The sequence below is a fragment of the Gordonia polyisoprenivorans NBRC 16320 = JCM 10675 genome, assembly GCF_000241325.1.
Taxonomy (GTDB): Bacteria; Actinomycetota; Actinomycetes; order Mycobacteriales; family Mycobacteriaceae; genus Gordonia; species Gordonia polyisoprenivorans.
Genome location: NZ_BAEI01000011.1, coordinates 120,924 through 136,773 on the forward strand (window position 1 = coordinate 120,924; position 15,850 = coordinate 136,773).

General features: G+C 67.8%; 14 protein-coding genes and 1 tRNA gene. 9 read left to right on the top strand and 6 right to left on the bottom strand.

Going from position 1 to position 15,850, the window contains the following annotated elements:
* Positions 1-473: 473 nt before the first annotated feature.
* Entirely contained in the window at positions 474-1,748 is a 1,275-nt protein-coding gene (locus tag GOPIP_RS04195) for an HNH endonuclease (RefSeq protein ID WP_006368306.1), read from the bottom strand.
* A gap of 216 nt (positions 1,749-1,964) precedes the next feature.
* Positions 1,965-3,662 carry a GMC family oxidoreductase N-terminal domain-containing protein gene (locus GOPIP_RS04200; RefSeq protein ID WP_006368307.1) on the bottom strand — a complete coding sequence of 566 codons (1,698 nt, stop codon included), beginning with the start codon at positions 3,660-3,662 and terminating at the stop codon, positions 1,965-1,967.
* A 263-nt stretch (positions 3,663-3,925) separates the two neighbouring features.
* Here GOPIP_RS04200 and nicT point away from each other — a divergent pair, with 263 nt between their 5' ends.
* From nicT to cobF, 4 genes are all read left to right on the top strand, one after another.
* Positions 3,926-5,077 carry a Nickel transporter NicT gene (gene nicT, locus GOPIP_RS04205; RefSeq protein ID WP_006368308.1) on the top strand — a complete coding sequence of 384 codons (1,152 nt, stop codon included), beginning with the start codon at positions 3,926-3,928 and terminating at the stop codon, positions 5,075-5,077.
* A 100-nt stretch (positions 5,078-5,177) separates the two neighbouring features.
* Positions 5,178-5,250 (top strand) — tRNA-Arg (locus GOPIP_RS04210).
* Between the two features lie 198 nt (positions 5,251-5,448).
* Entirely contained in the window at positions 5,449-6,267 is an 819-nt protein-coding gene (locus GOPIP_RS04215) for an SDR family oxidoreductase (RefSeq protein WP_006368309.1), read from the top strand.
* 5 nt (positions 6,268-6,272) lie between these two features.
* Entirely contained in the window at positions 6,273-7,055 is a 783-nt protein-coding gene (cobF, locus tag GOPIP_RS04220) for a precorrin-6A synthase (deacetylating) (RefSeq protein ID WP_006368310.1), read from the top strand.
* A 1-nt stretch (position 7,056) separates the two neighbouring features.
* Here cobF and GOPIP_RS04225 read toward each other — a convergent pair whose 3' ends face one another.
* Positions 7,057-7,800 carry a 3'(2'),5'-bisphosphate nucleotidase CysQ gene (locus GOPIP_RS04225; protein WP_006368311.1) on the bottom strand — a complete coding sequence of 248 codons (744 nt, stop codon included), beginning with the start codon at positions 7,798-7,800 and terminating at the stop codon, positions 7,057-7,059.
* A gap of 25 nt (positions 7,801-7,825) precedes the next feature.
* Between GOPIP_RS04225 and GOPIP_RS04230 the strand changes: the two genes are divergently transcribed.
* Genes GOPIP_RS04230 through GOPIP_RS04240 form a run of 3 tightly spaced genes read left to right on the top strand, consistent with a single transcriptional unit; the run spans position 7,826 to position 10,307 of the window.
* Complete coding sequence (locus GOPIP_RS04230; RefSeq protein WP_006368312.1) at positions 7,826-8,725, top strand: Fpg/Nei family DNA glycosylase; 900 nt, start codon at positions 7,826-7,828, stop codon at positions 8,723-8,725.
* Positions 8,722-9,537 carry a class I SAM-dependent methyltransferase gene (locus GOPIP_RS04235; protein WP_035727124.1) on the top strand — a complete coding sequence of 272 codons (816 nt, stop codon included), beginning with the start codon at positions 8,722-8,724 and terminating at the stop codon, positions 9,535-9,537. The genes GOPIP_RS04230 and GOPIP_RS04235 overlap by 4 nt, the downstream gene beginning before the upstream one ends.
* A gap of 26 nt (positions 9,538-9,563) precedes the next feature.
* Positions 9,564-10,307 carry an SDR family oxidoreductase gene (locus tag GOPIP_RS04240; protein WP_035727127.1) on the top strand — a complete coding sequence of 248 codons (744 nt, stop codon included), beginning with the start codon at positions 9,564-9,566 and terminating at the stop codon, positions 10,305-10,307.
* A gap of 7 nt (positions 10,308-10,314) precedes the next feature.
* Here the strand turns inward: GOPIP_RS04240 and GOPIP_RS04245 are convergent, their stop codons facing one another.
* Positions 10,315-11,055, bottom strand: a complete 741-nt coding sequence (locus GOPIP_RS04245; RefSeq protein ID WP_244421107.1) for a hypothetical protein — start codon at positions 11,053-11,055, stop codon at positions 10,315-10,317.
* A gap of 18 nt (positions 11,056-11,073) precedes the next feature.
* Between GOPIP_RS04245 and GOPIP_RS04250 the strand changes: the two genes are divergently transcribed.
* Entirely contained in the window at positions 11,074-11,607 is a 534-nt protein-coding gene (locus tag GOPIP_RS04250) for a hypothetical protein (RefSeq protein ID WP_006368316.1), read from the top strand.
* A gap of 22 nt (positions 11,608-11,629) precedes the next feature.
* Here GOPIP_RS04250 and pgi read toward each other — a convergent pair whose 3' ends face one another.
* Positions 11,630-13,303 carry a glucose-6-phosphate isomerase gene (pgi, locus tag GOPIP_RS04255; RefSeq protein ID WP_006368317.1) on the bottom strand — a complete coding sequence of 558 codons (1,674 nt, stop codon included), beginning with the start codon at positions 13,301-13,303 and terminating at the stop codon, positions 11,630-11,632.
* Between the two features lie 51 nt (positions 13,304-13,354).
* Positions 13,355-13,723 carry a chorismate mutase gene (locus GOPIP_RS04260; RefSeq protein WP_006368318.1) on the bottom strand — a complete coding sequence of 123 codons (369 nt, stop codon included), beginning with the start codon at positions 13,721-13,723 and terminating at the stop codon, positions 13,355-13,357.
* A 152-nt stretch (positions 13,724-13,875) separates the two neighbouring features.
* On the opposite strand from GOPIP_RS04260, the gene GOPIP_RS04265 reads away from it, so the two are divergent.
* Complete coding sequence (locus GOPIP_RS04265; protein ID WP_006368319.1) at positions 13,876-15,834, top strand: hypothetical protein; 1,959 nt, start codon at positions 13,876-13,878, stop codon at positions 15,832-15,834.
* Positions 15,835-15,850: the final 16 nt, after the last annotated feature.

The window sequence follows — 15,850 nt, forward strand, 5'->3', positions numbered from 1 at the left end:
CTCGGTCCGCTGCTCATTGTCCCGATGGTCTCGAGTCTCGCGGCACGCGGGTCGCACCTCGACCAGCGGAGGGTGACGATGCTCTCGAAGGATGCTCAGCCCTTCCCACACCCGCTGGCCCTTCCCGCCCGACGGCCGTCCCACTCCGATGGCCGAGGCCTCGAGACCCCGTGTGTCGATGGGTATCCGGTCCACGGCGGCCCGAATCCAGCATCGGCGCAGTCGGTCTCGAGGCTCGCCGCACGCGGCTCGCACCTCGACCAGCGGGGGGGCGTTCCCACCCCGGGTTTCGTGCCCGATGGCCGTCCTACCCCGGTGGTCGAGGTGCCGAGGAGCGCCAGCGACGAGCCTCGAGACCCCTTGTGCCGAAGGGTTTTCGGGCCACGGGCACGACGTACCTCGACCATCGGGAGGGGATTTCTCTATGGAGTTCTCAAAGATCGGATGCGCTCCGGCCAGGCCGGGTGCGGGAATCAGGCTGCGGTGTCGTCGAGTCGCATGGTCCGTCGGTGATACGACGGCACGGGTCGTCGTTTCGGGTCGATGCTGGCGGGTGGGATGAGCCAGGGGTGTCGGTCGAAGCCGATGATGATGTCCCATCCGTGGTGGTGGACGTCGTCGTGGCAGCTGGTGCACAGCAGGCAGCCGTTGTCGAGCTCGGTGGGACCGCCCTTACTCCAATGCTCGAGGTGGTGTCCTTGGCAGCGTCCGGCGTGTGCACCGCATTTGATGCACCCACGATCCCGGACCAGCAACGCTTTGCGTTGTCCTGGTGTGAAGAAGCGTTTCGCCTCCCCAACACTGAGCGGTACACCGTTGGGGTCGAGCATGATCTTGGTGATCGTGGTGTCACACGACAGCAGTCTGGCGGTGGCTTCGGTGATGGCACCCATGTTCTGCAAATCCCCGCCGAGCGCGGGGTTGTCCGCCGACCAGGTCCACAACAACCCGTTGGTCGGTTTCGCCGAGAACGTGGTGTCGGCCAAACCTTGTGCCGCCAACTCCACGATCGTTTCGAACGCGGCAGCACAAATCTGTTCGGGTGTCCGGGGATCGGGGGATCCGTCGGGTTGAGGCTTGGGCGCCGACAGCGCTTCCATCAGAGTTCTGGTTTTCTCCCCGGCGACGATGTCGAGGTTCGCCGAGATCTCCAACCGGCCGTCGTCGGTGATGTGGTCGGTGTAGGAGTTGATCTTCTTGTCCTCGGCAGCCGGCAACCCGCCCGGTGTCTCGGCCGCCAACTCGTTACCCAACTGCCGCGCGTAGGTGGTGATCTCGGCGGGGGTGAAACCGGCGAAGTAGTGCGACAGCAGTTTCCGCAGGTATTCACACCGTTGCACGGTGTCGAGGGGTTCGGGGCAGCGGGTGTCGATGTGGCCCAGTCCGCGGACGATGGCGTCGGTGTGTTCGGAGGAGATGGACCCGTCCGCGGCGTGCGCGAGCAGCAGATCCACATCGGTGGTGGCCGAGATCCGCACGTATCGACTTGCGACGGCGGGTGCGCAACCCATGCTGATCAACAGTTCCCGCAGTCGGGTGGTTTTGTGGTCGGCGACGCCCAGCCTATCCATCTCGCGGGTGAGGGTGGTGGCGTGATGATCGATCAGGTTCCGCAGCAACAGGACTTGTTTCATCGCGCCGAAGGCTTGCGGCCCGGTCATCTCCGGATTCCATTGCAGGTCGCTGAGTTGGGTGACAATCCCGGCGAAAACTGCCTCGGCATCAAGAGCTTCAGTGGTGTCGATCATGGGCCCCTCCCCAGTGGCTGATCGGTGTGATGACTCCACCTTACTCGAACATATGAATTACGGCAAGGGTGTTCGAGGTTTTGCATGTAGGGAAAGGTGCTTGTGGACAACGGGTTTCGGTGATGGGTTGGCTGATATTTTCTGTCGGTGGGGTGTGGTAGAGGTGCGGCCTCCGTGACCGAGATGCCGTTGTGGTTGGGACGCTTGTGCCTCTCGCTACGCGTACAGCCGAAGCGCGCCTGGCGCGTGGTCGGGAACAGTGGGATGCTGCGGTGCGACGGCGGTGATCCGGCGATACGGTGCGCCGAGCGGCGGTCGCGGGTCGGCCTCTCCGGCGTTGGGCCAGAACGCCATGGCGCGTTCGGCCTGGGCGGTGATGGTGAGCGACGGGTTCACGCCGAGGTTCGCCGAGACCGTGGATCCGTCCACGATGTGCAGTCCCGGATGACCGAACGCCCGGTGATAGGCGTCGACGACGCCGTCGTCGGGACCGTCCCCGATGGCGCAGCCGCCGAGGAAGTGGGCGGTCATCGGGATATCGACGAGGTCGAGGATCGACCCACCCGGATCGCCGTCGATGCGGCGCGCCGCGGCCCGGACGGCCGTGTGTCCCTCGGGAATCCACCGTGGGGGCGGATCGCCGCCGCCCGGTCGGCTCCGTAGGATCGGGCCGAATCGTCCTCTCCGCGCGTGTAATTCGATCGAGTTGTCGATGGTCTGCATCACCAGCGCGATGATGGTCCGCTCCGACCAGCGGTGCACCGACAGCGAGCGGGCGGCGGTGATCGGGTGCGCGAGCATGGTCAGTACCGCGCGCAGCAGCCGTGGCATGCGTCCGCCGCCGTCGACGAGAACGGCCTGCAGGAGCCCGATCAGGTTGCTGCCCTTGCCGTATCGGACTGGCTCGATGTGGGTGTGATCGTTGGGATGAAACGACGAGGTGATGGCGACACCCTCGGTGTAGTCGACGTCGGTGGTGTGGGCCGTCGCGGCGAGGACGGCCTCGGAGTTGGTGCGTACCACCGTCCCGAGTCGGGGCGACAGATCTGGCAGTCGTCGTGAGCGCGCCATCTCGAGCAGCAGTTTGTTGGTGCCGTAGGTACCGGCGGCCATCACGACCTGGTCGGCATACAGCGTCCGGCGTCCTCGCCACGGTGCGCCGGTGCGGTGGGTGCTGACCTCATAGCCACCGCCGCGCGGGTGGAGGCCGTCGACCATCGTCATCGGGATGATCTGTGCCCCGGCCCGTTCGGCGAGATACAGGTAGTTCTTGACCAGGGTGTTCTTTGCGCCGACGCGACATCCGGTCATGCACGCGCCGCATTGTGTGCATCCGGTGCGTTGTGGTCCGGCTCCGCCGAAGTATGGGTCGGCGACCGTGACGCCGGGCGTCCCGAAGAACACCCCGACCGGGGCCGCGACGACGGTGTCGGCGACTCCCATCCCGTGGGCGACCGATCGCATCACGCGATCGGCGGGGGTGACACCCGGGAAGCTCGTCACGCCGAGCATGCGGGTGGCCTGGTCGTAGAAGGGGTCGAGCTCGGCGGCCCAGTCGGTGATCGCGCTCCAGTGCGGATCGTCGAAGAACGCCGCGGGCGGGCGATACAGCGTGTTCGCGTAGTTGAGCGATCCGCCGCCGACACCTGCGCCGGCCATGACCAGCACGTCGCGGAGCGGATGGATGCGCTGGACGCCGAACAGGCCCAGTGCCGGCGCCCATACATAGTCCCGGAGTCGCCAACTGGTCGTGGGCAACTCGTGGTCGGCGAATCGGCGTCCGGCCTCGAGGACGCCGACGCGATAGCCCTTCTCGGTGAGCCGGAGTGCGGCGACCGAGCCGCCGAAACCCGAGCCGACGACGAGGACGTCGAAACGATCGGGGTCGTGCGCGGGTGCGTCGGGAGGCGTCATGGGATGTGATGCTAACGACAATCATAGAAACAGTCCAGACTGCTTGTAAGCCTGATCTGACCCGGACAAGTGCGACATCGAGGCTGTCCGGTCGGGTAGGTGGTGGCCTGGTGTGGTGGCCCTACTGTGTCCGAAGTGCACGATTCGCTCTTGCGGCGCAGGGGATCTGTGGAGAACAGTCGGATCTCGCTCGCCCGAAACGCTCACGTCCGGGCAATTCATCTGTTGAGATGAACAGATCATCTGATGAGGAGTTCGGCTGCATGGCAACGCAATTCGCTCAACAAGGACAAACCGGACGTCCGTCGTTCGGTGGTCGACTCGCTCAGCTCCGCCGGTCGCTGACCCCGGCCGAATGGGCCAGTATCGGCGGCATGGTCGCCGTCGTGGCAGCCCTGCACATCATCGGATGGGTGACCCTGGTCGTCTTCGTGGCACCGCACGACTTCAGCGTCGGGCAGAAGACCCTGGGCCTCGACGTCGGGCTGACCGCCTACACCCTGGGTATGCGTCACGCCTTCGACGCCGACCACATCTCGGCGATCGACAACACCACCCGCAAACTCCTCGGCGACGGACAGCGGCCGATGACCGTCGGATTCTGGTTCTCGTTGGGACACTCCACAATCGTCTTCGGGCTGGCGTTGTTGCTCTCCTTCGGTGTGCGGGCACTCGCGGGGCCGGTCGAGGACGACTCGTCGGCGCTGCACCACTACACGGGTCTCATCGGCACCACGGTCTCCGGCGGCTTCCTCTACCTCATCGCCGCGATCAACATCGTGATCCTGTTCGGGATCGTCAAGGTCTTCCGCGCGATGCGTCAGGGCGACTACTCCGAGGATGAACTCGAAAACCACTTGAACAATCGAGGTTTCATGAACCGCATCCTCGGTCGCTTCATGAAGTCGGTGACCAAGCCGTGGCAGATGTACCCCATCGGGGTCCTGTTCGGGCTGGGCTTCGACACCGCGACCGAGGTCGCCCTGCTCGTCCTCGCCGGCAGTAGCGCCGCCGCCGGACTGCCCTGGTACGCGATCCTGTGCCTGCCGGTCCTGTTCGCCGCGGGTATGAGCCTGTTCGACAGCATCGACGGCACGTTCATGAACTTCGCCTACGGTTGGGCCTTCGCCAACCCCGTGCGCAAGGTCTACTACAACCTCACCATCACAGGACTGTCGGTCGTGGTCGCCTTCGTCATCGGCACCATCGAGATCCTCGGACTGCTGGCCGACGAGTTCGGCTGGAGCGGCCCGTTCTGGGATGACGTCTCCGGGATCGATCTGAACATCGTCGGCTACGCCATCGTCGGTCTGTTCATCGTCACCTGGCTCGTCGCCGTGGTCATCTGGCGCGTCGGGCGAATCGAGCAGCGGTGGGCGCTGGCGCCGGCGACCGCGGCCGAGCGTGTCGAATAGTCGCAGTGCACCGGGTCCGGTGAGGTTCGGTGCGTCACCCCACGAGCGCTGACGTAGACTGCCCGTGGCGTCGACCCGCTGCGTCTGGGTGTCGCCGCCCGCCTCAGTAGCTCAGGGGATAGAGCATTCCTCTCCTAAAGGAAGGGTCGCAGGTTCGAATCCTGCCTGGGGCACTGTGACATCCCTTCCGGCCTCCGGCCGGTGTGCGCCTGCTGTGTTTGAAAGAGATCCACGGAGGCGCACCCCAGAACGAACGCCGTCCGAGTATGCCAACGCCCGCCGTACACCGACCGCGTCGGCACATTCGCCCGGCGTTCGCGCCGCGTCGACGGGTGACCTGGTCATCGAGGGGCTGCGCTACGGTGAGCATCGTGGACTCGCGGAAACCTCAGACAGTTCTCGTCACCGGCGCAACCAGCGGAATCGGCGCCGAGGTGGCACGGCAGATGGCGGCGCTCGGGCACCGCGTCTACGGCACCAGCCGTCATCCCGACAAGGTTTCCGACCCGATTCCCGGTGTCGCCTACGTGCGCCTCGACAACGCCGACTACGCCTCGGCGGATGCGTGCGCCGCAGAGGTCGGCGACGTCGACATCCTCGTCAACAACGCCGGTGAGTCGCAGGCCGGTGCGCTCGAGGACACCCCGATGAGTGCCATCGAGGATCTGTTCCGCGTCAACGTGTTCGGGCCCGTCGCCTTGACCAAGGCGGTCCTGCCGGGCATGCGGCAACGGCGCCACGGCACGGTCATCATGGTCGGGTCGATGCTGTCGAGCTTCCCCGTCGCATTCCGCTCCAACTATGCGGCCACCAAGTCGGCGCTCAAGGCCTTCGCGCTGGCGACCCGACGAGAGGTGGCGCCCTACGGAATCCGGATGATCAGCGTCGAGCCGGGGACCATCGCCACCGGTATCGGGGGCCGGCGCAGCATCCACATCGATGACGGATCGCCGTATGCGGCCGAGTACGAGACCCTCGCCGCCGCCACCCGACGCAACGAGGACGCGGGAATCGACGCGCCGACGATGGCGCGGGTCATCGTCGAGGCCGCGCTCGCCGAGCATCCGAAACCGTTCTACGCCAAGGGAAACAACGCGGCCATCGTCTTCGCGCTGCGGCGGCTGGTGCCGCGCCAGATCATCCTCGATGTCACCGCGCGCAAACACGGGCTTCCGCGCGTGAAGATCTGAGCGCCGTGCAGGTCACCATCCGCGTCATCGGTATCGGACCGGGAGATCCGCGGCAGATCACGCTGCAGGCCATCGACGCCATGGCCGGCGTCGACGTCTTCCTCGCGCTCGAGAAGGGCGACGCCAAGGGCGGTTTGCTGCAGGCTCGCCGCGACATCCTCGAACACCATGTACCGCAAGGTTATTCGCTCGTCGAGATTCCCGATCCGCCCCGCGACAGACGTCCCGCCGACTACGGCGCCGAGGTCCGCCGCTGGCACGCCGCCCGTGCGGAACTGCTCGCCCGGGCGATCCTCGCCGACGTCCCCGACGACGGGGTGGCGGCATTCCTCGTCTGGGGCGACCCCGCACTCTACGACTCCACCCTGCGCATCGTCGACGACCTCGCCGCACGCGACGACATGCAGGTGGCTGTGGAGGTGATCCCGGGCGTCACCAGCGCGTCGGCGCTCACCGCCGCCCACGGGATCGTCGCCAACCGGGTGGGCGAGCCCATCCACATCACCACCGGGCGTCGCCTCGCCGAGACCCCGCCGGGTGCCGACGCCAACCAGATCGTGATGCTCGACGCCGATCTCGGTTTCCGCCACACCGCCGCCGCCGACGACGAGATCTGGTGGGGCGCCTACCTCGGGACGCCCGACGAGATCCTGATCAGCGGCCGGGTCGGCGACGTCACCGACGAGATCGTCGAGGCGCGTGCCGCGGCCCGCGCCCGAATCGGCTGGATCATGGACATCTACCTGCTCCGCGCGGCGCGGCAGGCTCCGGGGGACGCCCCCGAATAGGTCACCACCACACCTCGCCGACCACGTCGAGGATGTCCTCGGCGAGTTCGGGCCGGCAGATCACGAAGTCGGGCATGTACGGCTGTGGCTGGTTGTAGACGATCGGGGTGCCGTCGAGCCGGCTGCAGTGCAGCCCCGCGGCGAGCGCCACACCGACCGGTGCCGCGTTGTCCCACTCGTACTGCCCTCCGGAATGGACGTAGGCGTCGGCGTCACCGCGCACCACCGCCATCGCCTTGGCGCCCGCCGAACCGATCGGCACCGGGCGCAGCCCGAGCCGGCGCGCCACCGCGGCCACCTCGTAACTCGTGCCCCACCGTGAGGTCGCGATGCGGCCCGACGCGTCGGCGGGCACGGCGTCGACGGTGTCGGTACGAAAGACCTCACCCATCGCCGGCAATGCGACGGCGGCGTCGGTGACCGCACCGTTCTCGGTGAGTGCGACGTGCACCGCCCACTGATCGCTGCCCGCGGCGAACTCGCTGGTGCCGTCGAGCGGATCGATGATCCAGACCCGCTGTGCCACAGCGCGGTCGCCGACGTCGGTGGCCTCCTCGCTCAACACCGCGTCCCGCGGCCGGTGCCTGCGCAGGACGGTGCCGATCCACGCCTGGGCGAGCGCGTCACCGGCATCGCCGAGCAACCGCCCAACCAACAGGTCGCCGGAGCGCACCCCCAGCAGGATCTCCCCGGCCCCGACCGCGATGCGTGTGGCCAGCTCGGCGTCGGAAAGACCGGAACTCATCTGTTCACTAGAGCACACTGGTGTCATGCCCGAACTGCCCGAGGTTGCCGCGATCGCCGATTTCGTGGACGGACGTACCGCCGGACTACCGATCCGGCGGGTGGACATCGCATCGTTGTCGGTGCTCAAGACCGCCGACCCCCCGTACACGGCCCTGACGGGGCGGCTCGTCGAATCCGTCGGCAGAGTCGGCAAATACCTGATCATCCGCACCGTCCCGGGTTCCGAGACCGATCCCGAACCGGTCATCAACCTGGTCATCCACCTGTCCCGGGCGGGCTGGCTGCGATGGAGCGAGGATCTCTCACCCAAACCCCTTCGACCCGGCGGCAAGAGCCCGATCGCGCTGCGGGTGCACTGCGGGATTCCCAGCGCCACCGGTGGCGAGGGTTTTGACGTGACGGAGGCCGGAACGCAGAAGCGGTTGGCGGTGTGGATCGTCCGCGACATCACCGAGGTCGAGCGCATCGCGACATTGGGGCCCGACGTCCTCGCGCTCGATCGCGACGAGTTCGCCGACATCCTCGCCGGCACCGGCGCGCGCATCAAGAACGTGCTCACCGATCAGCGGGTGCTCGCCGGGATCGGTAACGCCTACTCCGACGAGATCCTGCACACCGCGAAGCTCTCTCCGTTCGCCACCGCGAAAACCCTGACCGGCGAACAGATCGACACCCTCTACGAGGCGATGCGCGACGTGCTGACCGATGCGATCGGGCGTCTGGAGGGCCAGTGCGTGGCAAAGCTGAAGTCGGAGAAGCGGACCGGACTCAAGGTGCACGCCCGTACCGGTCTGCCGTGCCCGGTGTGCGGGGACACGATCCGTGAGGTCGCCTTCAGCGACCGATCCTTCCAGTACTGCCCGACCTGCCAGACGGGTGGCAAGGTTCTCGCCGACCGCCGGATGTCGCGACTCCTCAAGTGAGGCAAGAACTGTCCGAAGACGGTGTGGTCGCGCAACTGCGGGCGGCCGGGTGCGTGTTCGCCGAGGAGGAGGCGACGATCCTCCGCGAGGCCGCCGCCGACGACGCGGATCTGACCCGGCTCGTGGCACGCCGGGTGGCCGGTGAACCGATCGAGCATCTCGTCGGCTGGGTGGAGTTCGCGGGCCGGCGCCTGGCGGTCGGGCCCGGGGTCTTCGTGCCGCGTCGACGGTCGGAACTGCTCGCCGCCGTTGCCGTCGGCGCCGCCGCATCCCGGCAGCGCCCGGTGATGGTCGAACCCTATTGCGGTGCAGCACCACTGGCGTCCACCGTCGGCGCCTGGATGCCGACCGCGCGGGTGTACGCCACCGACATCGACGACGTCGCACTGCGATGTGCGCGCCGCAACCTCGGTGCCGACGCCGGGGTGCTGCGCGGCTCGGGTCTGGCCGGGCTGCCCGCAGCGCTGCGCGGACGGGTGGACGTGATCGCGGCCGTCCCGCCGTACGTACCGGACGCGGCGCTCGCGTTGTTGCCGCACGAGGCCGCCGACCACGAACCCCGCCGGGCACTGCTGGCCGGCGCCGATGGACTCGACCACATCGGCACCCTCATCGCGCAGGCGCCCGGATGGCTGGCCGCCGACGGCGTGCTGGCGATCGAGATGAACGAGGAGCAGGCGCAGATGGTCACGGATCCGGACGATCGTTTCCCAACAGCGGCTCTCGCCCGCCGCGTCCTCTTCGCCCGCCCCGTTCTCTATGCCACCGACGACTCCCGCACCGTGGTACTGGCGCTGACGATGCCCGGCTGATCTGACCCTCGGGTAAGTTGGCGGACGTGACGCACCGCGACAAGATCCTGATCACCGGCGCGAGCTCGGGACTCGGCGAGGGCATGGCCCGCGAATTCGCCGGCATGGGCCGCTCACTGGCACTGGCCGCACGACGCCTCGACCGCCTCGATGCCCTCGCCGCCGAACTGCGGCCCCATGCAGGCACGGTCGCGACCGCGGCCCTCGACGTCACCGACGTCGACACCGTTCCCGTCGTGTTCGGGGCTCTGCGCGACGAGCTCGGCGGCCTCGATCGCGTCATTGTCAACGCCGGGCTCGGTAAGGGTGCACCGCTGGGCACCGGCAAGATGCACGCCAACATCGAGACCGTGCAGACCAACCTCATCGGGGCGCTCGCCCAGATCGAGGCGGCACTGGAGATCTTCCGTGCCCAGGATCACGGGCACCTCGTGTTGATCAGTTCCATGAGCGCCGTCCGCGGGTTACCCAAGGCGCAGACGGCCTATTCGGCGTCGAAGGCCGGGCTGACCGCGATCGGGCAGGGGTTGCAGGCCGAGTTCGCGCACTCGCCGATCACGGTGTCGATCGTGCTGCCCGGCTACATCGAGACCGACATCAACCGCAGCGTCACGACCGCACTCATGACCGACACTGACTCCGGCGTGCGTGCCATGGTGGCGGCCATCGAGGCCGAGAAGGCCTCGGCGCCGGTGCCCGCGTGGCCGTGGGTGCCGATCGCCGCGGCCCTGCGACTACTGCCGGCGTCGATCACGCGTCGACTGATCTGATCCGGTCTCAACCGGCTGCGGTGGTCGAGGCCGGGGCGGTCGACGAGGCCGGGGTCGGGGTGCCCCACACGACCGGCGAGGCCTTGAAGTCGAAGCCGTCGGACGTGGTCGTCTCGGCCCAATAGATGACGCTGGTGAGTTTCTGCCCGGCGTCGGCGTAGGCCACCAGACAGGTGGCGTAGGAGTCGCCGCGCTTCATCTGCTCCGGGGGCGACGGATTGCCGCACGCCTTGAGGGCCACCGGCGGCGGCAGCGTCAGAGCCGGAGTGCGGCCATCCACGCTGCCCGCCAGCCCCACGACCGTCGGTGCGGCGGACGAGTGTGCGGCCAGCGACGTCACCGTCACATAGACGAAGAATGCCGCGCCGCCCTGTGTCGCCGAATCGGGAACTCCCTCACCGGGTGTGATGCCGGTGACCGTGTACATCGCGGTCGGGCCGGACGGACGGAACGCGTCGGCGGGCAGCACCGCCGAATCGCCGAAGCGCAGGGCGGTGCCCGGTGCCGTCCGCGCCGGGGCGCCGGGCGGGACCGACACCGCGACGGAGGTCGGGAACGACGAGGTGCCGGGCGCCGACGACGGCGTCGACGACGAACAGGCGGTGAGTGCCGAGCCGGCCGCGACAGCTGCGAGAAGCGCACCGGATACGCGCATGGTCATCGAACCGCGGGATCGTCGGGGCCGGATCAGGGGTCGTGGCAGGCGCATGAGGGATCGCGGCGCGCGCGACGACGGTGACGTACTCACCTGCGTAAGGTAACCGATGTGTCGATTCACCACAGTCAAGCGGTCGCCCATGGCGCCTTCCAGGTCCTCGGAACCGGGGACGCCGAACCCGTCGACGAACTGCTCCGCGATGTGTTCGGGCGGAACGACATCGCGACGATCGGCGCCGATTGGCGCGGCATCGTGTACTTCACCCTGGCCGACGACGATGAGGTCGACGCCTCGACCGTCGTGGGCTTCGACGCGTCCAGCGGCAGCCACGGGCCACTGGCCACCCTCGAGGAGGTGATGGCCGCCGTGGCCGACGGTGACATCGCCGAGGCGGTCGACGCCGAGAGCTTCGACGCATGGCGCGCGGCGACCGGGGTCGACGGCATCGCCGTGGGCGACTGTGTGCCGCCGTCGCTGCCGGAGTTCATCGGTGGTGACCCCGCCGAACGCGCCGTCGAACCGCTGTCGCTGGTCTCCCACATCGCCAGCTGCGCAGCGCTGATGGGCCGCATCGAGCAACTCGGTCTGGCACCCGGCGATGACATCCCGGACGAGGTGTTCGACGCCACCCGATGGGAGTGAGCGCGCCGCATCCGGGGAATGCTCAGGCCTGCCGGCCGCGCCGCGACCGATACCACCGCACCAACTCGTCGGTCGACGAATCGCCCAGTGCCGCAGGTGGTTGCGAGTCGGTGATCGACCCCAGCAACTCCATCGCCTGGGTCTTGCCGAGCTCGACGCCCCACTGGTCGAAGGGATTGATACCCCAGATGGTGCCCTCGACGAAGACCTGGTGTTCGTAGAGCGCGATCAGCTGGCCGATGACCGATGGGGTGAGTTCGGGCGCGAGGATCGACGTCGACGGCCGGTTGCCGGGCATCACCTTGTGCGGCACCACATGTGGGTCCACGCCCTCGTCGGCAATCTCGTCGGCGGTCTTGCCGAACGCCAGCACCTTGGTCTGCGCGAAGTAGTTGCTCATCAGCAGATCGTGCATCGACCCGGTGCCGTCGGCGGTGGTGAGATCGTCTGTGGGCTCGGCGAATCCGATGAAGTCGGCCGGGATCATCCGCGTGCCCTGATGGAGCAGTTGATAGAACGCGTGCTGTCCGTTGGTGCCCGGCTCACCCCAGAAGACCTCGCCGGTGTCGGTGGTGACGTGATGCCCGTGTGCGGTGACCGACTTGCCGTTGGACTCCATGGTCAACTGCTGCAGATAGGCCGCGAACCGCGCCATGTCGTTGGAATAGGGTAGTACCACCCGTGATTGGGCGTCCCAGAAGTTGGAGTACCACAGCCCGATCAAGCCCAGGATGACCGGTGCGTTGCGCTCGAGCGGCGCGGTGCGGAAGTGTTCGTCGACGAGGTGGAAGCCGTGCAGGAACTCGCCGAAGCGGTCCTTGCCGATGGCCGCCATCACCGACAGGCCGATCGCCGAATCCACCGAGTACCGGCCGCCGACCCAGTCCCAGAAGCCGAACATGTTGACCGTGTCGATGCCGAACGCCGAGACCTTGTCGGCGTTGGTGCTCACGGCCACAAAGTGTTTCGCGACGGCGTCATCGGCAGCGCCAAGGCCGGCGAGCAGCCACCGCTTGGCGGCGGCGGCGTTGGTGAGCGTCTCCAGCGTGCCGAAGGTCTTGGACGCCACGATGAACAGCGTGGTCTCGGCGTCGAGGTCGGCAAGCGTGGCCACCAGGTCGGCGGGGTCGACGTTGGAGACGAAATGGCAGCGAATGGGCGAATCGACGTAGTGGCGCAACGCCTGATAGACCATCACCGGTCCCAGATCGGAGCCGCCGATGCCGATGTTGACGACGTCGGTGATCGCTTTGCCGGTGTGCCCCTTCCACTCTCCGCTGCGGAGCTTGTCGGTGAAGGCGCCCATCGCGTCGAGGACCTCGTGGACGTCGGCCACCACGTTCTGGCCATCGACGACCAACTCGGCGTCGGCCGGCAGGCGCAGTGCCGTGTGCAGGACGGCGCGATCCTCGGAGGTGTTGATGTGGACGCCGGCGAACATCGCGTCGCGCTTGTCCTCGAGACCGGCCTCACGGGCCAGGCTGAACAGCAACTCCAACGTCTCGCGCAGCACGCGATGCTTGGAGTAATCGATGTGCAGATCGCCGACGTCGACGGTCAGTTCGCGGCCCCGATCGGGGTCGGCCGCGAAGACCTCCCGCAGATGCATCGAGTGAACGTGATCCTGATGCGCCGAGAGCGCCTGCCACGATTGGGTGCCGGTGATGTCGTGCTCGTTGCCATCGAGGTCACTCATACGACCACCCTATGTGGTGGGTGGGCGGCCCGCATGCACCGGCGCACACCGTCACCGGCCGAGCGGGCCCCGACCCAGACGCAGCAACAGCATCGCGAGCGTATGACCCTCCTGACCGAGTTCGGCGAACCGGTCGAGCACCTTGACCTCGCGGCTGTGCACCAGTCGCGGTCCGCCCGAGGCCATGCGTGCGGCTCCGACCTTCTTCGACACCGCAGACCGGCGCTTCACCGCGGCGAGGATGATCGCGTCGAGGCGGTCGATCTCGTGTCGCAACACCTCGATGTCGTCGGGCAGACCCGACACATCGTGTTCGAGCTCGTAGGAGGAGAGATCGATCGAATCGGCGAAGGAAGCGCCACCCGTGCGGGCGGGTGCGGTGTTGTCCGGGCTGGTCGACGAGTCGCTGGGGTCGGTCACCGTGTCGATTTTGCCACGCAGACACCGTGCCGTGGACACTGGTGGCCATGCCGAGACCCCGGGCAAGCATCGACCCCTCCCGAGATCCCGAAGACACCGGTCCGACCCGGCCCGCCGGAGAGGTGAGCGCCCCGGCGAGCCGGGTGGCGCAGATGGTCGTACCGGCCGTGATCACCCTGATCGTCGCGCAACTGATCGTCCGCGGCTGGCTGGTGGCCACCGGCAACTTCTACTGGGACGACCTCATTCTCGTCGGCCGGGCCTCGACCACGTCGATCTGGTCGTGGGACTACCTCGGCCACAGCCACGACGGCCATTTCATGCCCGCGGCGTTCCTGGTCGCGGGGATCTCGACGGTGCTCGCACCGCTGAACTGGGTGGCGCCGGCGATCACGCTCGTGGTGCTACAGGGACTCGCGTCGGTGTGCGTGTGGCGGATGATCCGGGTCCTGACCGATCCCGGGGAGGGGCGGTCACGCAGCGCTGCCGTCGAGATCGCCTCGGTCGGCGCGCTGGCCTTCTACCTCTTCACCCCGCTGACGGTGCCGTCCTTCGTGTGGTGGGCCGCCGGCCTCAACACGTTGCCGATGCAGGCGGCGATGGCCTGGATCGTCGCCGACGCGGTGCTGCTCGCCCGTGGGGGCGCCGACCGCCGGCGCACGCGGCTGATCGTCCTCCGCTCGTCGGTGATCTTCGTCCTCTCCCTCGCCTTCTTCGAGAAGTCGCTGTTCATCCTGCCGGTGGCATTCGTCGCCGCGGTTCTGGTGAGCCGCACAGGTCTGGTGAACCGCACAGGGTCCCGGTCGGCGGACGTTGCCGATGCCGATGCCGATGTCGATGCCGATGAATCTGCCGCGGCCGACACCGCCGCCGTCCAGATGGGCCCGCTGGGAACGGCATTCGTCCACGCCCGCCGGCTGTGGGCACCGCTGTCGGTGATCTTCGTGGCGTGGGCGCTGCTGTTCTTCTCGGTGTCCGACGCCACCGCCGGTCAACATTCGGTGTCGCAGACCGCGCAACTCGTGTGGCGGTCGATCAATCGTGGTGTCATCCCGTCCCTTGTCGGCGGTCCGTGGGACTGGGAACGCTGGGTGCCGAGCCCGCCGATGGGGTTCTCCGCGGTGTGGATGGTCGTGCTGGGGTGGCTGGTGGTGGCCGCCGTGGTGATCTGGGCCGTTCGTACCCGGATCGGTGCGGTGGCGGTACTCGTGTGTGCGGCGCTCTATGTCGTCGTCGCGCAGATCCCGGTGATGTGGAATCGCTCATCGGCCAACACTGCGCTCGAACTGGCCCAAACCCTGCGGTATCTGCCCGATTCGGCGGTCGTACTCACCGCCGCGCTCGCCCTGCTCGTCGCCGCGCCCCGGCGTTCGGTGAACTCGGTCCCACCGTCGGGTGGGCGCCATGCCGCTCCCGAGGCCGACGAGGAGACGGTGGGCCGCGGTCGGACAGTGGGTACGGCAGTCGGCGTCCTCGCCGCAGTGACCGCGGTGTTGGCGTTCGCGTCGTCGTTGATCTCGACCGCGTCGTACCAGTCGTCCTGGACCGACGATCCGACCGGCGCCTATCTGGCCAACGCCAAGCGCGCGCTCGCCGACAACCGGGACCACACGATGTTCGATCAGGCGCTGCCGCTCGAGGTACTGCTGCCGGTGGCCTACCCGTACAACCAGATCAGCGCCACCTTCGGCCGTGTCACCGACCGTTCGCCGTTCGGCGACACCACCGACCGGCTCTTCGTCCTCGACAACGCCGGCAACCTCACACCCGGCGCGGTGACCCCGCGACGGACCGTCGAGGCGGGCCGCGGGACATGCGCGCGACCGGAACTCACCGGACCGACGTCACTGCGGCTCGACGGCCCGTTGATCAACTGGCGGTGGACCATTGCGCTCGGCTACTGCGCCAACGCCGCGGGCGACGTGGAGATGTCCCTCGACGGCGGACCAGCCGTTCGCGTTCCGCTGCAGGCGGGTCTGCATGTGGTCTACGTGCAACTCGACGGTCACGGCACCGAACTCCGAATCCGGCCGCTCACTCGGGGTCTGACACTGCACACCGGTGACGGACGGGTCGGTGAGGTGGTCGACGCCCGGCTGCTGGGCCAGTGAGAGCGTCGCCGCGCCG